This window comes from Maricaulis sp., from assembly GCF_030149425.1.
Classification (GTDB): Bacteria; Pseudomonadota; Alphaproteobacteria; order Caulobacterales; family Maricaulaceae; genus Maricaulis.
In genome coordinates, this window is sequence record NZ_JASBRQ010000062.1 from 14,175 (window position 1) to 31,094 (window position 16,920).

A 16,920-nucleotide genomic window follows, 5' to 3' on the forward strand; every position below is an offset into this window, starting at 1 on the left:
TGGCCCCGTGATGTCGAACGCAGATCGCAAGAAACAACGCCCGTCCAAGAAGACCGAGATGCTGGAGGTCCGGGTCGCCCCGGAGGAGAAGGCGGCTTTCCTGGAGGCGTGCCGCAAGGTCGGGCGGTCTGCGAGCGAGGTCATTCGTGATGCCATGCGGGCCTATTCGGATTTTGGTCCGATGAACCGCCTACCCAGGAGTGGACTCTTGCTTGTTTCAGCTTTTCTCGGCGCCAGTGCCGGGGCCTATGCGCTGGTCGCCTTTCTCGACGCCGATCATGCCGAAGATGCCAATTCGGCGATCGCCTATCGCCAATTCCGCGAAATCGATACCGATCTTAGCGATACGGTCACCCGCGCCGAATACCGGCGAATGACCGGAAGTCTTGCCGCTATCATCGCCGGATCCAGCCCGGCCGAGCCGGCACACTCGATCCGGCGGGCGTCTGCCATTGGGCAAGTCTTTGTCGGGTATGACATCAACTACCGGGAAATACTGCGCGACCCGAGCCAGCTCGGCGAGGCTTGCGTGGCGGCAGCTTCGGTCTCTTTCGATGTCCATCATTCCGGCGTCTTCGAGCGCATCGATCGTGACGGCAGCGGTGAGATCAGTGCCGAGGAATTCATTGTCGATCGCTATGACCGGGTCATGGAGACGTTCGAATACGCGGATATGGATGGCGACGGATATCTGACCCCGGCCGATGCCCGGCTCAGGGCTGAGGCGCAACCCGCTCCGGCCGCACCCGGCGTGGCGCGCAGCTTCCGTCAGCCCGAACCGGCCCATATCGCCGTTTGCCGTGCAGATGTTGGCGGGTTCGATCCGCAGGGTGTCAGCAGCTCAGCGCGCGGCGAGCTGTCTGCTGCCGATCATTGGCGCACCCATAGCCGCTTTGACACAAACGGGGATGGGCGCGTGGATTTCAGCGAATATGCCACCCGGATTGCCGGTATCTGACGGTGCGGCGCGAGGCGGTCAGGCCGCCTCGCACTCCAGCGTCATATTCTTGCATACCGCGCGTCCGAGGCGTGCCATGGAGAACAGGGCCGGCTCTTCACCTGTGTATTTGAAACCCAGTTTCTGCAGGATTTTCCCGGAGGCCGGGTTGTCGGCATAGTGGCCGGCCACAATGCGCTCTGCGCCCATCTGGCGGCGGCTGAAGTCGATCAGGGCCTGGCCCAGCTCAGTGCCCAGACCCTGGCCCCACCAGGGCCGGCCAATCCAGTAGCCGATTTCCCAATCGCTGGACGGTGTGCGCCGGAACACGCCACCACCGCCTGCCGCCTCGCCATCAATCTCCACGGTCAGCGATTGATTGCCAGCCGGACGCCAGGCCGCGCGGGTCTGCAGTATCCACATCTCGACCGCCAGCACCGGATAGGGGTGCGGGATGCGGCTGGTCATCTTGGCCACATCGAGCTCGCCGCAATAGCGTGAGATATTGGCCGCATCGCCCAGTTCGGGCAGACGCAGGGTCAGGCGTTCTGTTTCTATCCTCGGGCCCATGGTCCGGCTCCGTCATGTCCTGCCGGGGAGCAAATGAAAAGGGGAGGCGGTGGCCCGTCTCCCCTTTACGCGTTCGCGTCGTTCGGACCCCGCTGTTACAAGCGAACGGTCCGATATGTCATGAACCGTTCTATTCGGCTGCGTCAGCAAGCGGCTCTACGGATACGTAGGACTTGCCACCGGCTTTCTTGGCGAATTTTACTCGGCCTTCGGTGAGGGCGAACAGGGTGTGATCCTTGCCCATACCGACATTGGCGCCCGGATTCACCTTGGTGCCGCGCTGACGGATAATAATATTGCCCGGGATCACGTGCTGACCGCCGGATTTCTTGACGCCTAAGCGCCGGCCTTCACTATCGCGACCGTTACGGGACGAACCGCCTGCCTTTTTGTGAGCCATAAGTCAGTCCTCCTTACTTGCCAGCCAGATCTTTGGCGGCTGCAATCCAGTCGCCTTTTTCGGCTTTAGCCTTGAGACCGGAAATCGTTTCGGTGAGCGTGTCGAGGTCGGCTTCGGTCCAGGCCGCGACTTGCGCGTAGGACGTGATGCCGGCTTCGTTGAGTTTCTTGGCGAGGGCCGGACCGACACCCGTCAGGGCGGTCAGGTCGTCATTGCCTGCAGCAGCTTCCGCTTTCGGAGCCGCTTTGGCTTTCGGCGCTTCGGTTTTGGCTTCCGCCTTGGGAGCAGCCGCTTTCTTCGGCGCCGCCTTGGCTTTCGGAGCCGCCTTCGGTGCGTCCTCGACCGGAGCGGTCGTGGTCTTCAGCGCGGTCTTGGCCTTCTGGCCCGGTGCGACGATCTCGGCGATGCGCACAACGGAACCCCACTGGCGGTGGCCCTTGGTGCGACGATAGTTCTGACGGCGGCGCTTCTTGAAGACGATGATCTTCTTGGCGCGATTGGTGTCGAGCAGTTCGCCGATCACCTGAGCGCCTTCGACCACCGGTGCGCCAACGGTCACGCCGTCTTCGCCCGAGAGCATGAGGACGTCACCGAGCGACAGGGTGTCGCCGGGCTGGCCTTCGAGTTTTTCGATCCGGATCTCGTCTCCGGTGGCGACACGGTATTGTTTGCCGCCCGTCTTGATCACTGCGTGCATGATCATGGGTCCTTTTATTCGATCCCGTCGGTCCGCTGCCGACCACCTTGGTCATCCAGCTCCGCAGGTCCTTTTTCTTCGCTCCGTTTTCACATGAGCGTTGTACCAACAAAAACCGGCTCGCACGGACGGACCGTGCGAGCAGGAGCGGGCGTTATACGCAGGTCTGCTGCAGAGTCAATTGCCGCAGCACGTATTGGCTAGCGGCTACGGCACAGGCGGCTACCCGTGCAATCGCGTGTGGCGCGTTCGGCGGGCGCCTGACGCTGTTGTTCGACACGATCGCCATCGGCCGTGTCTGTGGTTGCGCAGCCCGCCAGGGCAACGGTTACGATCATCAAACTCAACAAGGTACGCACTGACCCCTCCCAAAAAACAAGGGAGCTAGCCATAGCGCCGGCAGTTTCAAGGACAACTTACGATGATTTAACAGTCTTCTTACCCGTACAAAAGTGCCGGGTCATACGCTATGATTAACGGGCATAAACTATGCGCAGCCGGCGCCGTTAATTCACCCATTCGGGAAATGTTCAAACGGCTCAGCCCTGGCGCTGGGGAGGCGGTTCTCAAGCCGGTACTGGAGCACGCAGCGTTCGGCTCTTGATTTTATCGCCTCTCTCGGTCATTACCCCTGCTCCCGAGCGCCCCGGAGGCGCGAGACCTGCGTGCGGAGAGGTGCCGGAGTGGTCGAACGGGGCGGTCTCGAAAACCGTTGAGCGCGCAAGCGTTCCGAGGGTTCGAATCCCTCTCTCTCCGCCATTTTTCACCAGATCGCCCCTCGGCCTGCTGGCGCTCATTTTAGCCGGTGCGCTTGCAAATCTGAATTGGCTCAGCCCTGGCCTAATGTGCTGAAAGTGTTGTGCTGACATTTGCTGACATCTTCAGCTTGTTGGTTGCAGCCAGGTCTGTCTGAGCTCTCTCTCGCCGGAGGGGTTCCGTAAAGCAACGTAAAAACAGGCGGTTCCGAGCGGATAGGGAGCTGACCTGCCGCAGGTATTAGGATATTATTAACCCCTGTGGCTCCGGTCCCGGTCTTGCAAACGGGTGCGGATACACGTCCGGCGTGCGGGGTGCGCGCCAGGGGGACATAAAATGCAAGTGTAGAAACTGTTGGTAAGTGCCGGGACCGGTCTGGTTCTGGCCTTGTCGGGGGCGAGCTACGCCTTGGCTCCCGCAAAACCCGAGGCTCATAACGCGAAACAGGCGTTGAGCGACCGGGGCAGCGAAGCGGATCGACACCGGCGAAGCGACGGGCGCCAAGGCGCCCAGGGCGAGGCCGCAGTCCTTAACGCGGTGATGGAAGAGCTCGGAGCGCTGCGCGCCGAGCTGTCTGCGACCCGTGCCGAGATCGCGCAATTGCGCCTGCGCGACGGTCAGCGGTCCGATGATGTGTATGAACGCCGTATCGAGCCGGCGGCCCTTGTCACCCTGGCAGGCGCTGTAATCGCCTTGGCGGTGGAAGAGGATGAAGTACGAGATCCGGAAGCGCAGGCCGCTATTGCCTCGCTGCGGACTCTGATCGATGCCCTGCAGGCCGATATCAATGCGCTTCAAACCGGTGGCGGGAAGGACCTGACACTTGCGGCAGCCAATGTTGGTAATGCATGTGGCAATGGTGACGGCAACGATACGCTGCAATGCGGCGATAGTGCCGATGCCAGCGCCAACCAGGCGACAGCGCTGGGCGATGAGGCCGTTGCGTCAAATTTCGAGGCGACGGCTGTCGGGCATCTGGCGCTCGCGAGCGGCGATAGCGCTGTTGCGCTGGGCTATGACGCCGAAGCCGTCGGGGACAATTCGATTGCTATAGGCGATTCTGCGCGCGGTACGGGGCAGGACACTGTGGCCATCGGCCATTCCGCGACCGCCACAGGGACAGATGCGGTCGCCGTGGGCATGGCGACCCAGGCCACGGGTCTAGACTCGACCGCGATCGGTGATCGTGCTGAGGCCAGCGGTTCCAATTCGACAGCGGTTGGCTCGCTCGCGGATGCGACGGCCACCGACACGACAGCTTTGGGAGAAACCGCTGCTGCCAGTGATATTGGCGCTGTTGCCGCGGGTATGGGCGCCCGTGCTGCCGGCCTTCAGACCATCGCGATAGGCAACCATGCCGATGTGTCGTCCTCAGGCGCTTACAGTATCGCTATTGGCGGCGATCTCGACGGCGATAGTTTTGGCGCTGAGGTTGATGGCACACGCAATATTGCCATCGGGGCCGATTCTGAAATCCGCGGGACAAATCAAAGCTCCATCGCGATCGGTACCGAGGCCTTGGCCTCGACCAATAACGCTAGTCGGTCCATCGTCATCGGTGACAGCGCCGATGTGGGAGCGGATAACTCGATCTCCATAGGCTACAACGCGAGCGCTGCAGCGACGACCGGCGATAATGTCATCGCAATCGGCGCGAACGCGAACGCGGACGCATCTCATGCAGATTCCGTGGCGCTCGGTGCGGGTGCTGCGACGACACGGGCCAACCAGGTCATCCTCGGCACGACCAGCGAAACCTATACGCTGGCCGGCCTGACCAGCGCGGCTTCGAGCAGTGCCCAGGGCGCCGTGGCAGGAGTTGTCACCACGGATGCCAGCGGCAATTTGGCGTCTGATGGCGGCGCGCTGCAGTCCAGTGTGACAACGAACACGTCGAACATCGCAACCAACGTCTCCGATATCGCCCAGAATGCTACTGACATTCTGGCCAATAGCGGTGACATCTCGCAGAACATCACCGATATCGCGACCAATGCGGCTGACATCACCCAGAACGTCAGTGATATCAACGCCAATGGCCTCGACATCGCGCAGAACGCCGCGGATATCAGTGCCAATAACTCCGACATCGCTCAGATCACCTCTGACATTGCTGTTCTGGATTATCTGACCGTCAATTCCACCGCTGCCGCCGCGTCTGCGACCGGCGCAGAAGCTGTGGCGCTTGGTGGTGGAGCCTCGGCCGCCTTCGACAATTCGACCGCATTGGGCGCCGGAGCGGTAACGACGCGAGCCAACCAGCTCGTTCTCGGCACGGCGGGCGAAACGATCACTATCGTCGGCATTGCCACCGCGGCGGCGACCGCCGCGCAAGGTGTGGTGGACGGCTTCGTGACCGTGGATGCGAGTGGCAATCTGGCCTCTGATGGAGGCGCGGCGCTTACTGATATTGCTTCGAATACGGCGGCGATCAATGCGCTGCAGTCGGCGTCGGGCAATCTGCCCTTCTTTACCACCAATACGACCGGCGGTGCGGCGTCTGCGACCGGTCTCGGTGCTATTGCCATTGGTGGTAGCGCGCAGGCGACGACAACCGGCGCCGTCGCCATTGGTGAAGGAGCGGTCGCTTCAGGGTCCACGGCGGTGGGTGCCGGTGCGCAGGCCATCGGTGCTGATACCGCGGCCTATGGTCAAAACGCCCTGGCCACAGCTGTCTCAGCGACAGCACTGGGCGAAAATGCAGAAGCGACAGCACAATACGCGACGGCCGTGGGCGAGGATGCCGAGGCGGCCGCGCAATATGCATCCGCACAGGGGCAGGGCGCACGGGCGAGCGGTCAGAATTCGACCGCGGTCGGTGCCGGTGCCAGCGCCTTGTTCGATAATTCCATGGCGCTGGGCTCTGGCGCGACGGTGACCCGGATCAATCAAATCGTGGTGGGCACGGCGGCCAACACGGTCACCCTGCCTGGCGTGACCAGCGCCGCGTCGACCTCGGCGCAAGGCAGTGTCAGTGGATTTGTCACCACCGATGCCAGCGGCAATCTGGCCTCTGACGGCGGCGCTGCACTGGCCGATATTGCCCAGAATGCCAGCGATATCGCGTCGCTGCAGACGGCGAGCAGCGGTACCAGTGATCGCCTGGATGATCTTGAAGTCCAGGTCGATAATCATGAAAACCGCCTGACCACGGCTGAGGGCAATATTGCCTCCAACACCGCCGCGATCGGCAATCTGCAGTCGGGCAATGCGGTCAATACGGCTGCGATTGCTGACAACCGGACAGACATTGATGCCAATAGTGCGGCGATCGCAGGCAATACACTCAATATCGGTACGCTGCGCACCGACGTGGACAGCAACACCTCGGCTATCGGTGTGCTGCGTTCCGATGTGAGCAACAATGCCAGCGCCATCGCGGCTCTGGAATTTGATGTCTCCTCCCTGCAGGTCAATTTCGAATCCCTGACGGCGCAGATGAACCGGACCGATGCCCAGGTGCAGATGAATGGCGATGGTATCGCCATTGCCAATGCCTTGTCCGGCTCGACCTGGCTGCAGCAGAACGAGCAATACGCGCTGAGTGCCAATTGGGGCTATTTCAATGGCTCCAATGCGCTCGCCATTTCCGGCGCGGCCCGCATCAGCGGCCGCATGTCCGCCAATTTCGGCGTCGGCTATGGCGATCAATCCGGTGAGGTCGGCGGCCGTGCCGGTGTGCGCTGGGGCTGGTAAGTGATCGCGCAAAAAGTGCGCCGTGTCCCAGGCAAGTGGTCACAAAACCGGCTAATTGTGCCGCGAAACCTTGCTGTGCCGGCCATCCTGTAGAAATCTGCGGGCTGGGGATTGGGTCTGTTTCAGGGGATTGTTTTGCGGAATTTATTTCAAAGCGCCGGGCTAGCCTTGTTCGCAGCCCTTAGTCTGACCGTTGCCGCCGCGGCGATGATTCCACCGCCGCTGGAAGAGAATGAACTCGTCCCCGCCCTGCGCCGCGGCGATGCCGAGACAGCATTGAGCCACGCGCACCAGGCGTGGCGCGTGATGGAAGACCCAGACGGCCTGCCGCCCCTCTACTACGCCCTGACGCCTGAAGTGCAGAACCGGTTCACGCCGGAGGAACAGGACCGTATCGTCAACACGCTCATCGCCGCGCATGGGCGGCGCTTTGAGAACCGCTCCATCTTGCTCACCCATCTTGCGGCCTATGGCAGTGCGGACCGGTTCATCGAGGAAGCGCTCGCCATAGCGGAAATTCTAGAGAGCCAGGGGCGCTATCTCAATCAGGAATCCTTTTTCCTGACGACCACGCAGCGCGAGCAGGACCATTGGTCCGGCTATGGCCCGACGGCGGATTCATGCCCGCTGATCATGCATGTCTATTACAGCTATATGGGCGCGCCCGAAGGCTCGGTTCAGATGCAACAGGCTGAGCGCAAGTTCGCCTTCCTGATGAACCCCTATCTCGGTTCCCTGATTTTCGATCCGGAGGCTGAAGCCTTCATTCGCGAGCAGGGCGTGCCGGCGTCGGGCAGTTTCGCATCGCGCCTTGCAAGGGCCAATGAACGGCACGAGATGGATGTCGTGCAGTCCTATATCGACGCCATGTCGCCCCGTATCGAGCAGATGCGTCGCATGACCACGGACACTGAACGCTGGGCCCAAGAGGCCGATTATGAAGAACGCAATCTGGCATATAATGTCGATCTGCGCCGTCAGACCCGTCCGGGCGCTCGTTTCGAGCCGTCACGGTGGGATTATTACCGGCACTTCCGGGTGGATGTGAATGTCGAGTGCAGCGTGCGGACGCCGACCGTCCCCTATATGACCGGCTATGATCTGGACATAAGGCATGACCTCGCCCCGCTGGAACATCCTGCACTTTATGAAGAACTCGCCCGCGCGAACCTGGACGAGCGCTATGCCCCTCGGGTCCAGCGCCTGATCCGCACCATGCGTGCCGTGGAGTCCTTCGATCAGAGCGGGTTCGATTATTTCACCGAGGGCTGGCGCAGCACCTATCGCGAGCGCGCCCGGACCGCGGCTTATTTGGCGCGCCTGGAGGATATTGAACGCCGGGAGCGGGAGTTCTACGCCCGACAGGCCCGCGAAGCGAATGAACCCGGCCTGCTGGAAGAATTTTTCGGCGGTATGGCCGACGGGCTGGGCGCGCTGGCCGAAGGCCTGGCCCAGGCGCAGGCCTATGATCAGAACTATGGCCAGTCCTCATATGGCCAGAGCGGCGGCAACTACAGCTATCCCGGGAATTATCAAACCGGATTGTCAAACGCGACCCGCCCCTCCTATTCCGGCTCCCCGGGCGCGGGTTGCGACTTCCAATGCACGCCGGGAAATGACGCTGATTGCGAGCGCCAGGTGGCGGCCTATGAGCAATGTCTGTCGAGGGCGAATTCACAGTCCAATGCGATCTTCACCAACACTTATGGCCGCGCCAGCGGCGACCGGACCAACACGGCGGCGCCGAATTGATCCGACTGTGAAGCCGGGATCTGCTCCGGAAAAACGGAAGTAGTCCCAGCCCTCACAGAGACATCGGTTTACGGTCCCGCTTCAATGCGGATGGCGCGCGAGAGTATTGGGCGCCTGCCGGTTATTTAGTCTGACGGGATCAGGGTGATGTCAGTCTGTCGGCCATCGAGGAAGCGCACGCTGACGCCGTCGAAATAGGCGTCTTCCTCGGTGCGGAAGTCGACCCGCTGGCCACCCCATTCGGGAACCGCGCTGTAGGATGTCAGCTCGATCGACCAGGCCGTATTGGCATTAACCTGACCGGCACCGCGCGGATCCGGATCCTGATTGTCCCAGAAGCCGATCGCAGGTCCGGCGCCATGCCCGTGCAGGCCGATCGGGTGGGTGTAAATAGACGGGTCTAGCCCCTCGGCGATCGCTTCGGCCCGGGCCCGGGCGAGAACTTCATTGCCGCTGCGGCCGGTCCGGAAATGGGTCAGCAGTATATCCTGGACCCGGTTGCTGGCCTCTAAGCCCCGCACAAGGCCGGTCGGTGCCTCGGTTTCCCCCGGTCTGAGCACATAGGCGAGATGCTGGGTGTCGGTATTGAGGCGAAGATAGGTGATGCCGAAATCTGTCCACAGCAGATCGCCCGGCTCGATGACCGTGTCGCCGCTGAGCATGCCGTTATGGCCTTGCCGCTGAATGCCCAGCGAGGGGTGAAACCAGGGGCGCAGCCCGAGCCGCGAGAGCTCTTCGCGGTACCACCAGCGCACATCATCGGCCGTGGTCACGCCGGGCGTAATGACCTCGCGTGACAGGGCCTTGCCGATCACGGCATGCGCAGTGCGGACAATCGCGGGATAGATGTCTATTTCCCGCGGCGTACGTGTTTCCAGCCAGCGTATGGCGAGGGTCTCGCCGGAGACGATGCGATCCTCATAGGTATCCGGCAGGGCGTCGGTCATCAGCCGGTACTGGCTCAGCGTCATACCGTCGCCGAAAGCGGACAGGTCGGAGAAATTGATCGCGATACTGTCCGGATCTCGCTCGGCAACGATATCTGCGACGGCTTTCCACTGGTCCGGCTCCACCGCCGGGTCCCAGGCCGGTTCGAAAAGTCCGGCCAGTCCGTAGCGGCTGACAGTGAGGCGCTCGACCGGGCCGCCATCGCCGGGATCGAAGAAGATCAGGATGGTACGCCGGCGTGCGGCCATGCTGCGTGCATCCAGCATGGTGGCGATGACCGGCTCTTCGAAATATTCCCGCGCCATCAGCAGCCACATCGAGACACCTTGTTCGCGCATGATTTGCGGGATCACGGTATCGAGCCGCTCGGCCAGAATGTCATCGATTAGGGCGGCGCGATCGCGCAGTGGCAGGACTGGGGGCAGCTCCGGCGCCGCTTGCTCGGTTTCGCTGATCGCGATTTCCGGCGGCGCCGTCTGCGCCAATCCGGGCGCCTGCAACACGGCGCATGCGGTCAGGGCCACTGCGCCAAGCCAGGCTGGGCGGTGAGTGCGGTGGTTGTGCGTCATGATCGTTGCTCCCCCGAGTGCATCGTTTTTCACGCTCGCATCTGTGCGCGCTCAGTGCCAGTCGGAGCTTCACCAGTAAAGTATCTAAGCGTGCGTAGGGCAAATAATCGCGCTTTTGGTTAAAAAGTCTCGACAAGGTTGTATCGGAAGCTTAGGATTCCTAAAGGTCGTATGGGCGCGTGTCGTAAGCGCCGATCTTTTCAGTGATTTTGAAATCCACAGCCAGCTTGAAGAAGCGGCGAGATTGGGCGGAGGACAGCATGCTTAGTATTTTGCGCCGGGGAACGGTTCTGATTGGCGGTACATCCTTTGAGTTTCATGGAGACAATGACAACTCCAGGATATTTTACGTAACACCTCAGCCGCAATTCGTCATGAATGGCGATTTGCCGGCGATCGAGCTGGTCACCTACCAAACCAGTGATGCTACCAACGGCTCCGGTTACGCCCTGCTGCAGGTCGAGCTGGGTGTTCCCGAAGCCGCGCTCGGTCCGATCGCCGCTGAGATCAATACGCTGTTTGGTGTTTCCGACCCGATCTTCCAGACGCTGGCCGTGCAGTCAGGAACAATCGTGCAAGTCACTTATCCTGACGGAGAGGGCGGTACGACCGGGGTTCAGGTCACTGCTTCGGACTTCGCATCCAATCGCGCCATCGCGCAATTGGAGCTCAGCGCCAAACAGATGACCGAGGTGAAGAAGGTCATGGAAGGAGGCGGCAGCAGCCCGTTCCAGATCCAGTATTCGGTTGTGGTGCCGTCCTTCATGCCGGCTGTCACCGTCGAGCTTTCCTTCGATAGCTCGATCGCGTTCGAATATGAGGTGACCTCGCACGCGCACAAGAAATGGGCCCACAAGACCCAGTACACCTACGACATCTCAAAACAACTGACAGCGTCGAACGCTTCCAAGATCACCATCAACAAGATTGACCCGACAATCTCTGAAGATGTCATCGATCATTTGCGCTCCTGGGCACAAAGCGTGATCGAGGCGCGCGTGGCTGAAGAGGTGAACAAGCAGATCGCGCTCCTCTCTACCAGCGGCGGGCTGCAATCCTTCTCGGTTCGCGATCTGTCGTCCTTCAGCGAGACCTATGCGGAAAACCAGACCGTGATGTGGCGCGTTCGGCCAACTGCGACCCTGCCCTCATTCGGCCAGCTTGGCTTGAGCCGTACCGAATGGGAGACGCTGGAGCAGGATGTGGATGTCCGCCAATTCGTCATGAAGCTGATCCCGAACGTCAAATTCAAAAGCGATGCGCTGGCTCCGTCCCTTGCCGCGGGCGGCAATATCCATCCCGGCAAAAACCCCTTCATGGACCTCATCCAGCCGTTGAAATCGCTCGATGTCACCATCGACTACCCGACGCTGGATGGCAGTGAGCATCGGACCGTCAACCTGACGTCAGACAAGCCGCACGTCTGGAGTGCCAAATGGGATGATAAGGCGGGCGGCCAGTATACGCTCAACTACATCGCAACCTATGCAGACGGAACAACGATCAAGGGCTCGCTCAATAATCTAACCGAGAGCATCTACACGCTGACCCTGGCCGATGTAGGTACGTTGAACGTGACGTTCAACGCCGACAAGTTCTTCGGCCTGGCGGGCGGCGGCGGCGGTGGCGCTGGCGCTGGCGTCTCTGGTGGCATAGCCGATGTCGAAAGCCTGATCATTTCAGCTGTGTTCGAAGTGCCGGGTGAGGCACCGATCCCGCAGACCTTTACGCTGGACAAGCAGAGCCCTGTCCACACCGTGTCCAGCCTCCGAAAGGCGCCCTTGGCTACCAGCTATGCCTACACCATCACCTATTATTTCAAGCCGGACACCAAGGCGAACCCCTACACTTCCAATGTCCGGACGGATAATCAGCAATTTGTCGACATCTCTGGTCCTGACATGACCAAGTCAATTCCAATCCTGGTTGATATGGGCTCGGGCACTGCTGCCGACCCGAAAGTCGTTAGCCTGACGGCGGACTTCTATTATGACGGGACGCCGGTGTTTCCGGACATTAAGGCGAGCAAGGCTTTGCCCAAGCCGACCCAGTCGAGCCCGGTCCAGTTCAACTTCTCACCGGAAGGCAAAAAGACCTTCCAGTCAGTCAATCTTGACGTTTTTGCCGCCAGCAATCTGTCACCGCTGACGCTTTCGGCATCGGGGTTTACCGCGGACGGCGATACCTTGACCTGGGGGCCGGTCCAATTCGACCCCTTAGCTATCCCGTCCATGATGTTCATGGCCAAGAAGCCCTTCACCATAGTAGAAATGGACCCGGCGATTGTGGACTGGAAAACCGGTCCGACCGGCGCTGCCGATACGTTGAAATACATTTCCGTCCGCATTGCCTCGGCGTCCTTCAAAACCTCCAGCCCCGAGAGCCAGGTGACGATCCATCCGAGCTCACCGGATCAAAAGATTGGCTTTGATCAGCAACAGGGATGTGCGCCGTCCGCTTTTGTCCGCCTTGCTCAGCTTGAGCCCGGATTCTTCGATCTCAGCTTCGACTGGGTAGCGGAGTATGTCTATGAAAAGGCGGGTGTTGTGGAGGTTAAGGGCACGGCTGACGGCACCTCGATGACGCTGCCGAAGTCGGCAGCACCCGCCAAGGCCGCGCCTGCCCTCGCGCCGGCCGGCGCCTGACGTATCGATCAGGCCGGTTGCTGGCAGTGATCCAATTCGCTTGCCGCCAACCGGTCTGACAGCACCCGCACGGAGGGTAATACCGCAGCTATCGACTGACGCCCTTTTCGGAGCGCTTGAGAGTCGAGGCCGCCGGCCTCCTGCAAAACTGTGCACCTGTCTCGAGGTTCGTCTTGGCCGATACTCCGCCCTTGCTCAATGTCAGCGTCGATGGAAGCCACTTGTCCTGGATCGACAAGTATCTCGCCGTCTTCACCCAGTTCTTTTACTGGCGGCAAGCCGACGGCTTTTTTTTCGATGATGTAGCGCTCTATCCCAGCCGGGACGTGTCGACGATTCAATCCGACAGCGTGCGCCGGCCGATCGCATCGCCTTACCTCTATTTTTATATCTATCTTTTCCTGAAGCCCGGCGTGTCACCCATTCTGGCGACAGCCAGGGCTTTGGGCGATATCAAGAAAATCTCGCTGACGGGCTCCGGAGGTGAGCAATCTGTCACCGCCCGGCTGGAAAAGGCGCTGGCCGATAGCCCGGTCGATTATTTCATTGGGCCGTTTGAGGCCTCCAACTCCCCGGGCTTGGTCATTCCACCGGCCCTGGCTGGCTCAAAGCTGCAAATCGACTTTGTCGAACAGGCAGAGATTAACGGCCAGATGGCGCGTATCCGCTCCGCGAGCGTGACGTTGCGGTTCCTCAACAGCGAGAATCAGATCGTCGAAATCATCGAAGCCTTGGTCAAGATCAAGGATTTCGGTCTGCCGCAGACGCTCAAGCTGGATAAGGAGCGCCCTTGTCGTCACGTCGATATCTACCGCGATGACCGAAATTTCCTGCTTGAGGTGGAGATCACCTATGAACTGGAAAAGCAGGATGGGGTCCCCGAGCGTATTCATCAGCCCAAGCGTCATGTGTCGCCCCTGCTGCCTGCGCTTTATCTGTCTCCCGCTCTGGAAGTGTACACGCTGATCTATGACGGGTCGAAGATCGATTGGACCGGCGCTGGCTTGCTCGCCATGGTCCGCGTCACGGTCGACTTGCACGCCTGCGCCAGCGTCCCGGGTGAGGGAGGCATCGACCGACAATCCAGTTCATTGCCTTCCGTCACCTTGACACCGGACGGGGCGGCTAAACCCCTGCGCTCACGCCTGATGCCGGCAGGCCGGTCGGTTCGGTATGACTGGGTTGCTGTCTATTATTACTTCGATGGCCGCGCCGTCGTGATCGGGAATTGTCCCGACAAGCCGGCGGAGGGCAGCGACCTCGTGCTACCGGCCCGGCCTGATGCGAGGCCAGGCAAGGATTGTATCGAATTCGCGATCAACCCGGCCGGAGCCGAGCACCGGGAGGACTGGGTATGAACGTCGCCCTGACCGCGCCCCATGGACCCTTTCCGGCGGCTATAAACCGCGCGATCAGCCTGGCTGCTGGCGGATGCCGGTCGCAAGCCGAGGCGGCGATGGCGGCTACCGGGCAAGCGATGAGGAACTTGCTCGATGGGCTCGGTGATCTGGCGACTTGGCGCCTGAGTACACTGACAGGCGACGGCTTTCCTTGCGAGCTCACCTTCACCACCGCCAATGACGCGCTGCGTTTGACCTGCGAGACCGGCGCGCCGCGCGCGGCTGGGTCGAAACGTCTCGGCGAGGTCGCCCGGTTGGCAGCTATGCTATCGTCGCCCGGTGTGGGCGCTGGGTCTGACCCGGGAGTGGATGCAGATTTGGCCCTGCTTGAGCGCCTGCAGTCCTGGCAGGCGCTGGGCCCGCTTGAGTTCGGTGCGTGGCTCGGGCTGAGGGTAACCACGGCGGGCCGGGTGGGTACCAAGGTTTATGCCGAAATGCCTGCTGCCGCCCAACCGGCGGCGCTACGTGATCTGGCCAGCTGTTTCGGTGTCGAGCCGGGGCTTCCTGGGCGCGAAAAGTCGCTCAGAATGATCGGCTTCACGCCCGGTCACAGCCGTCTGGAATATTATTTCGCCGTTCATGGGCTGCAGTCCTGGGAAATCGGGGCGCTGATGCACCCGCTCGGTCTGCACGGCCGCCGCGCAGAAGTTCTGCCGGTGTTCGAATCCGTCCTGGGACGGGCCTTGCATCACGCCTTGCCTTCACCCGTTTTCGGCTTTTCCTACGCGGTTGGCGGCGATGAACTCCCCGTTTTTTCCTTCTACGCCTTTGCCGATCACCTGTTCCGCAGCGACGCCTCCGCTCGGGCGCGGCTGCTGGAGTTCCTGCAGCGCCACGATCTGCAACTCAACGGTTATGAAGCGGTCAGCGAACCGGTGCGCCAAGATGCGACAACCGCGCATGGCCATGGGCTGTTCGGCGTAGCACTGGCGGGTGATCTGCCGCCGGTGATCCATGTCGGACTGCGTCCGCCACTCACCCGAGCACCTGATGCCGGGCAGGGTCAGAGTGACAAGATGCAACAGCCCGGAGGCGCGGGCTATGCATGACCTGATCGAGCAGCTACCCCCATACCAGTCACCCGGCGGCATGTTCCTGTCCGAGGTTTATCTGCCCACGACTGCCGGCGAAGACGCCAATCTGTTCATCACGGCCCTGGTGGTCCGGGAGTTGACTGCGGCGCTCGCGGCCGGAGAGTTTGCGGGTGCGCATGAGCTTTACGAATTGCGACGCAAAGCGCTCGGCGCCTTATTGCGCGGCGAATACCCGGTCTATCAGCACGCTTACGCCTTCTACCCCCACGCGGCCCACCCGTTCTGGATCGGCGGCGTCTTGCCCGCCGATGCGGATGATACCTGTGTGATCAATCTGGAGCTTGTGCGGGCCGGTAAGGCGCCGTCGCATCGGCTCGACGAGGTGATCGAGCGCTATCTCTTGGTTTACCGGGCCCACGAGGCCTTCGAGCAGCATCTTACGGCACCTTGGCACGTGCCCGGGGCGTTTCTGACCTGGTTCTCGAGCCGGGATGAAGAGAACCCGCTGGACTGTTGCGTCAACGCCAATGCGCTGGCCCTGATGGCCGTCGCCGGACGCACGGACAGCCCTGGCTATCGCCCAGCGGTGGCTCTGATTGAAGCAGGTCTGGACTGGGCCGGGGACCACCCCGGCCGCCTGCGCTCGCTGACCCCGTTCTATCCCGATGCGGCGGAGTTGCTCGCCGCCATCTCTCATGCCGTTGCCAGCGGAGCCGAGGCTTTGCGCGATGCCGAGGCCTGTCTGGCGAGGCGCTTGTCCGGCTGTTCAGACACCGACCCGGCCGGACGGGCGCTGTTTTCGAGTTCAACAGGCGATGTGATCTGGAAGGCGCCAGTGCTTGCACTGGCACGCCGGGTCCGCGCCCTCAGCCTGCAATGCGGGGAATACACATGACCGGAATCATCGATGCGGCAACGCAAGCGGAATACAAGGACGAAGCTGGAGAAATCTGGACCTATTTTCAGGATAGCGCCAACAGTGCGCTTTACTATGTCGTCCAGGCTCCGGGACTGGCGGTGTCGTCGGGCGCGCCGCGCTTCCATCTCAGCGAAGCAGTGGACACCGACAAGAACTTCATCACGGCATCCTGCGATATCACCACCGAGCTCAAACCGCCGCCGCCTACGGTCCGGGCGGGCATCGAAGCGGCTCTGAAAGCCAAGGGCGTGGCGAGCCCGATCTACCAAGGCATGCCCTATCTTTCGACCGGGACCGGTCCGGAAAAGAATTGGGCTCAATTCAGCTTTGCCGATGCCGGCGGCACGGTCAGTCAAAGCCATCGCGCCATGCCGTCCCTGACCGGGCAGCAGCAGGCCAATTTCAACCTGTCCGGCCTGACTGCCACTGAGGCGCAATTCTTCAAAGACTATTTCAGCGGTGTGGAGAATGCCGGCACGGTTTCGATCTCCTACTGCCTCACCGTGCCCGCCCACCTGAAGGGCGTAACCGCTCGCGTTCAGTTCAATTCCGCCAAGGCCTACGCCTATCAGCGCACCTTCAAATGGGTGTCCTGAC

The 16,920-nt window shown here is 61.3% G+C and carries 13 protein-coding genes and 1 tRNA gene; 9 read left to right on the forward strand and 5 right to left on the reverse strand.

Annotated elements, in window-relative coordinates; translation table 11 throughout:
* Positions 1–10 precede the first annotated feature (10 nt).
* Positions 11–958, forward strand: a complete 948-nt coding sequence (locus Q1V57_RS10670; RefSeq protein ID WP_300530413.1) for a hypothetical protein — start codon at positions 11–13, stop codon at positions 956–958.
* Between the two features lie 18 nt (positions 959–976).
* Here the strand turns inward: Q1V57_RS10670 and Q1V57_RS10675 are convergent, their stop codons facing one another.
* The 4 genes from Q1V57_RS10675 to Q1V57_RS10690 all read right to left on the reverse strand — a co-directional run bounded on the left by Q1V57_RS10675 (position 977) and on the right by Q1V57_RS10690 (position 2,963).
* On the reverse strand, positions 977–1,507 hold the full coding sequence (locus tag Q1V57_RS10675; protein ID WP_300530415.1) for a GNAT family N-acetyltransferase: 531 nt from the start codon (positions 1,505–1,507) through the stop codon (positions 977–979).
* A gap of 130 nt (positions 1,508–1,637) precedes the next feature.
* On the reverse strand, positions 1,638–1,907 hold the full coding sequence (gene rpmA / locus Q1V57_RS10680) for a 50S ribosomal protein L27 (RefSeq protein ID WP_300530418.1): 270 nt from the start codon (positions 1,905–1,907) through the stop codon (positions 1,638–1,640).
* Between the two features lie 13 nt (positions 1,908–1,920).
* Complete coding sequence (locus Q1V57_RS10685) at positions 1,921–2,604, reverse strand: 50S ribosomal protein L21 (protein WP_300530421.1); 684 nt, start codon at positions 2,602–2,604, stop codon at positions 1,921–1,923.
* 200 nt (positions 2,605–2,804) lie between these two features.
* Positions 2,805–2,963 carry a hypothetical protein gene (locus Q1V57_RS10690; protein ID WP_300530424.1) on the reverse strand — a complete coding sequence of 53 codons (159 nt, stop codon included), beginning with the start codon at positions 2,961–2,963 and terminating at the stop codon, positions 2,805–2,807.
* A 310-nt stretch (positions 2,964–3,273) separates the two neighbouring features.
* Between Q1V57_RS10690 and Q1V57_RS10695 the strand changes: the two genes are divergently transcribed.
* The 3 genes from Q1V57_RS10695 (at position 3,274) to Q1V57_RS10705 (ending at position 8,808) form a co-directional block, all read left to right on the forward strand.
* Positions 3,274–3,363, forward strand: a tRNA-Ser gene (locus Q1V57_RS10695).
* A gap of 447 nt (positions 3,364–3,810) precedes the next feature.
* The gene (locus Q1V57_RS10700; protein ID WP_300530427.1) at positions 3,811–7,056 is read left to right on the forward strand and encodes a YadA-like family protein; all 3,246 of its coding nucleotides are present in this window, start codon (positions 3,811–3,813) and stop codon (positions 7,054–7,056) included.
* Positions 7,057–7,224: 168 nt separating this feature from the next.
* Positions 7,225–8,808: a hypothetical protein gene (locus Q1V57_RS10705; RefSeq protein ID WP_300530430.1), complete on the forward strand. Its 1,584-nt coding sequence runs from the start codon at positions 7,225–7,227 to the stop codon at positions 8,806–8,808.
* 125 nt (positions 8,809–8,933) lie between these two features.
* On the opposite strand, the gene Q1V57_RS10710 is transcribed toward Q1V57_RS10705, so the two are convergent.
* Positions 8,934–10,325 carry a M24 family metallopeptidase gene (locus Q1V57_RS10710; RefSeq protein WP_300530432.1) on the reverse strand — a complete coding sequence of 464 codons (1,392 nt, stop codon included), beginning with the start codon at positions 10,323–10,325 and terminating at the stop codon, positions 8,934–8,936.
* A 260-nt stretch (positions 10,326–10,585) separates the two neighbouring features.
* Between Q1V57_RS10710 and Q1V57_RS10715 the strand changes: the two genes are divergently transcribed.
* The 5 genes from Q1V57_RS10715 to Q1V57_RS10735 all read left to right on the forward strand — a co-directional run bounded on the left by Q1V57_RS10715 (position 10,586) and on the right by Q1V57_RS10735 (position 16,919).
* Positions 10,586–12,970 carry a hypothetical protein gene (locus Q1V57_RS10715; protein ID WP_300530435.1) on the forward strand — a complete coding sequence of 795 codons (2,385 nt, stop codon included), beginning with the start codon at positions 10,586–10,588 and terminating at the stop codon, positions 12,968–12,970.
* Between the two features lie 173 nt (positions 12,971–13,143).
* Positions 13,144–14,328 (forward strand): hypothetical protein, encoded by a 1,185-nt coding sequence (locus Q1V57_RS10720; RefSeq protein ID WP_300530438.1) that lies wholly within the window; start codon positions 13,144–13,146, stop codon positions 14,326–14,328.
* Positions 14,325–15,419 (forward strand): hypothetical protein, encoded by a 1,095-nt coding sequence (locus Q1V57_RS10725; protein ID WP_300530439.1) that lies wholly within the window; start codon positions 14,325–14,327, stop codon positions 15,417–15,419. The genes Q1V57_RS10720 and Q1V57_RS10725 overlap by 4 nt, the downstream gene beginning before the upstream one ends.
* Positions 15,412–16,299 (forward strand): hypothetical protein, encoded by an 888-nt coding sequence (locus Q1V57_RS10730; RefSeq protein ID WP_300530442.1) that lies wholly within the window; start codon positions 15,412–15,414, stop codon positions 16,297–16,299. The genes Q1V57_RS10725 and Q1V57_RS10730 overlap by 8 nt, the downstream gene beginning before the upstream one ends.
* Positions 16,296–16,919 carry a hypothetical protein gene (locus Q1V57_RS10735; protein ID WP_300530444.1) on the forward strand — a complete coding sequence of 208 codons (624 nt, stop codon included), beginning with the start codon at positions 16,296–16,298 and terminating at the stop codon, positions 16,917–16,919. The genes Q1V57_RS10730 and Q1V57_RS10735 overlap by 4 nt, the downstream gene beginning before the upstream one ends.
* The last annotated feature ends 1 nt before the right edge of the window (position 16,920 follow it).

Excerpts from the sequence above, each read along its gene's own strand:
- Q1V57_RS10730 (WP_300530442.1), top strand. The coding sequence starts at position 15,412 with ATGCATGACCTGATCGAGCAGCTACCCCCATACCAGTCACCCGGCGGC.
- Q1V57_RS10725 (WP_300530439.1), top strand. The coding sequence starts at position 14,325 with ATGAACGTCGCCCTGACCGCGCCCCATGGACCCTTTCCGGCGGCTATA.
- Q1V57_RS10675 (WP_300530415.1), bottom strand. The coding sequence starts at position 1,507 with ATGGGCCCGAGGATAGAAACAGAACGCCTGACCCTGCGTCTGCCCGAA.
- Q1V57_RS10735 (WP_300530444.1), top strand. The coding sequence starts at position 16,296 with ATGACCGGAATCATCGATGCGGCAACGCAAGCGGAATACAAGGACGAA.
- Q1V57_RS10715 (WP_300530435.1), top strand. The coding sequence starts at position 10,586 with ATGCTTAGTATTTTGCGCCGGGGAACGGTTCTGATTGGCGGTACATCC.
- Q1V57_RS10710 (WP_300530432.1), bottom strand. The coding sequence starts at position 10,325 with ATGACGCACAACCACCGCACTCACCGCCCAGCCTGGCTTGGCGCAGTG.
- Q1V57_RS10670 (WP_300530413.1), top strand. The coding sequence starts at position 11 with ATGTCGAACGCAGATCGCAAGAAACAACGCCCGTCCAAGAAGACCGAG.
- Q1V57_RS10685 (WP_300530421.1), bottom strand. The coding sequence starts at position 2,604 with ATGCACGCAGTGATCAAGACGGGCGGCAAACAATACCGTGTCGCCACC.
- rpmA (WP_300530418.1), bottom strand. The coding sequence starts at position 1,907 with ATGGCTCACAAAAAGGCAGGCGGTTCGTCCCGTAACGGTCGCGATAGT.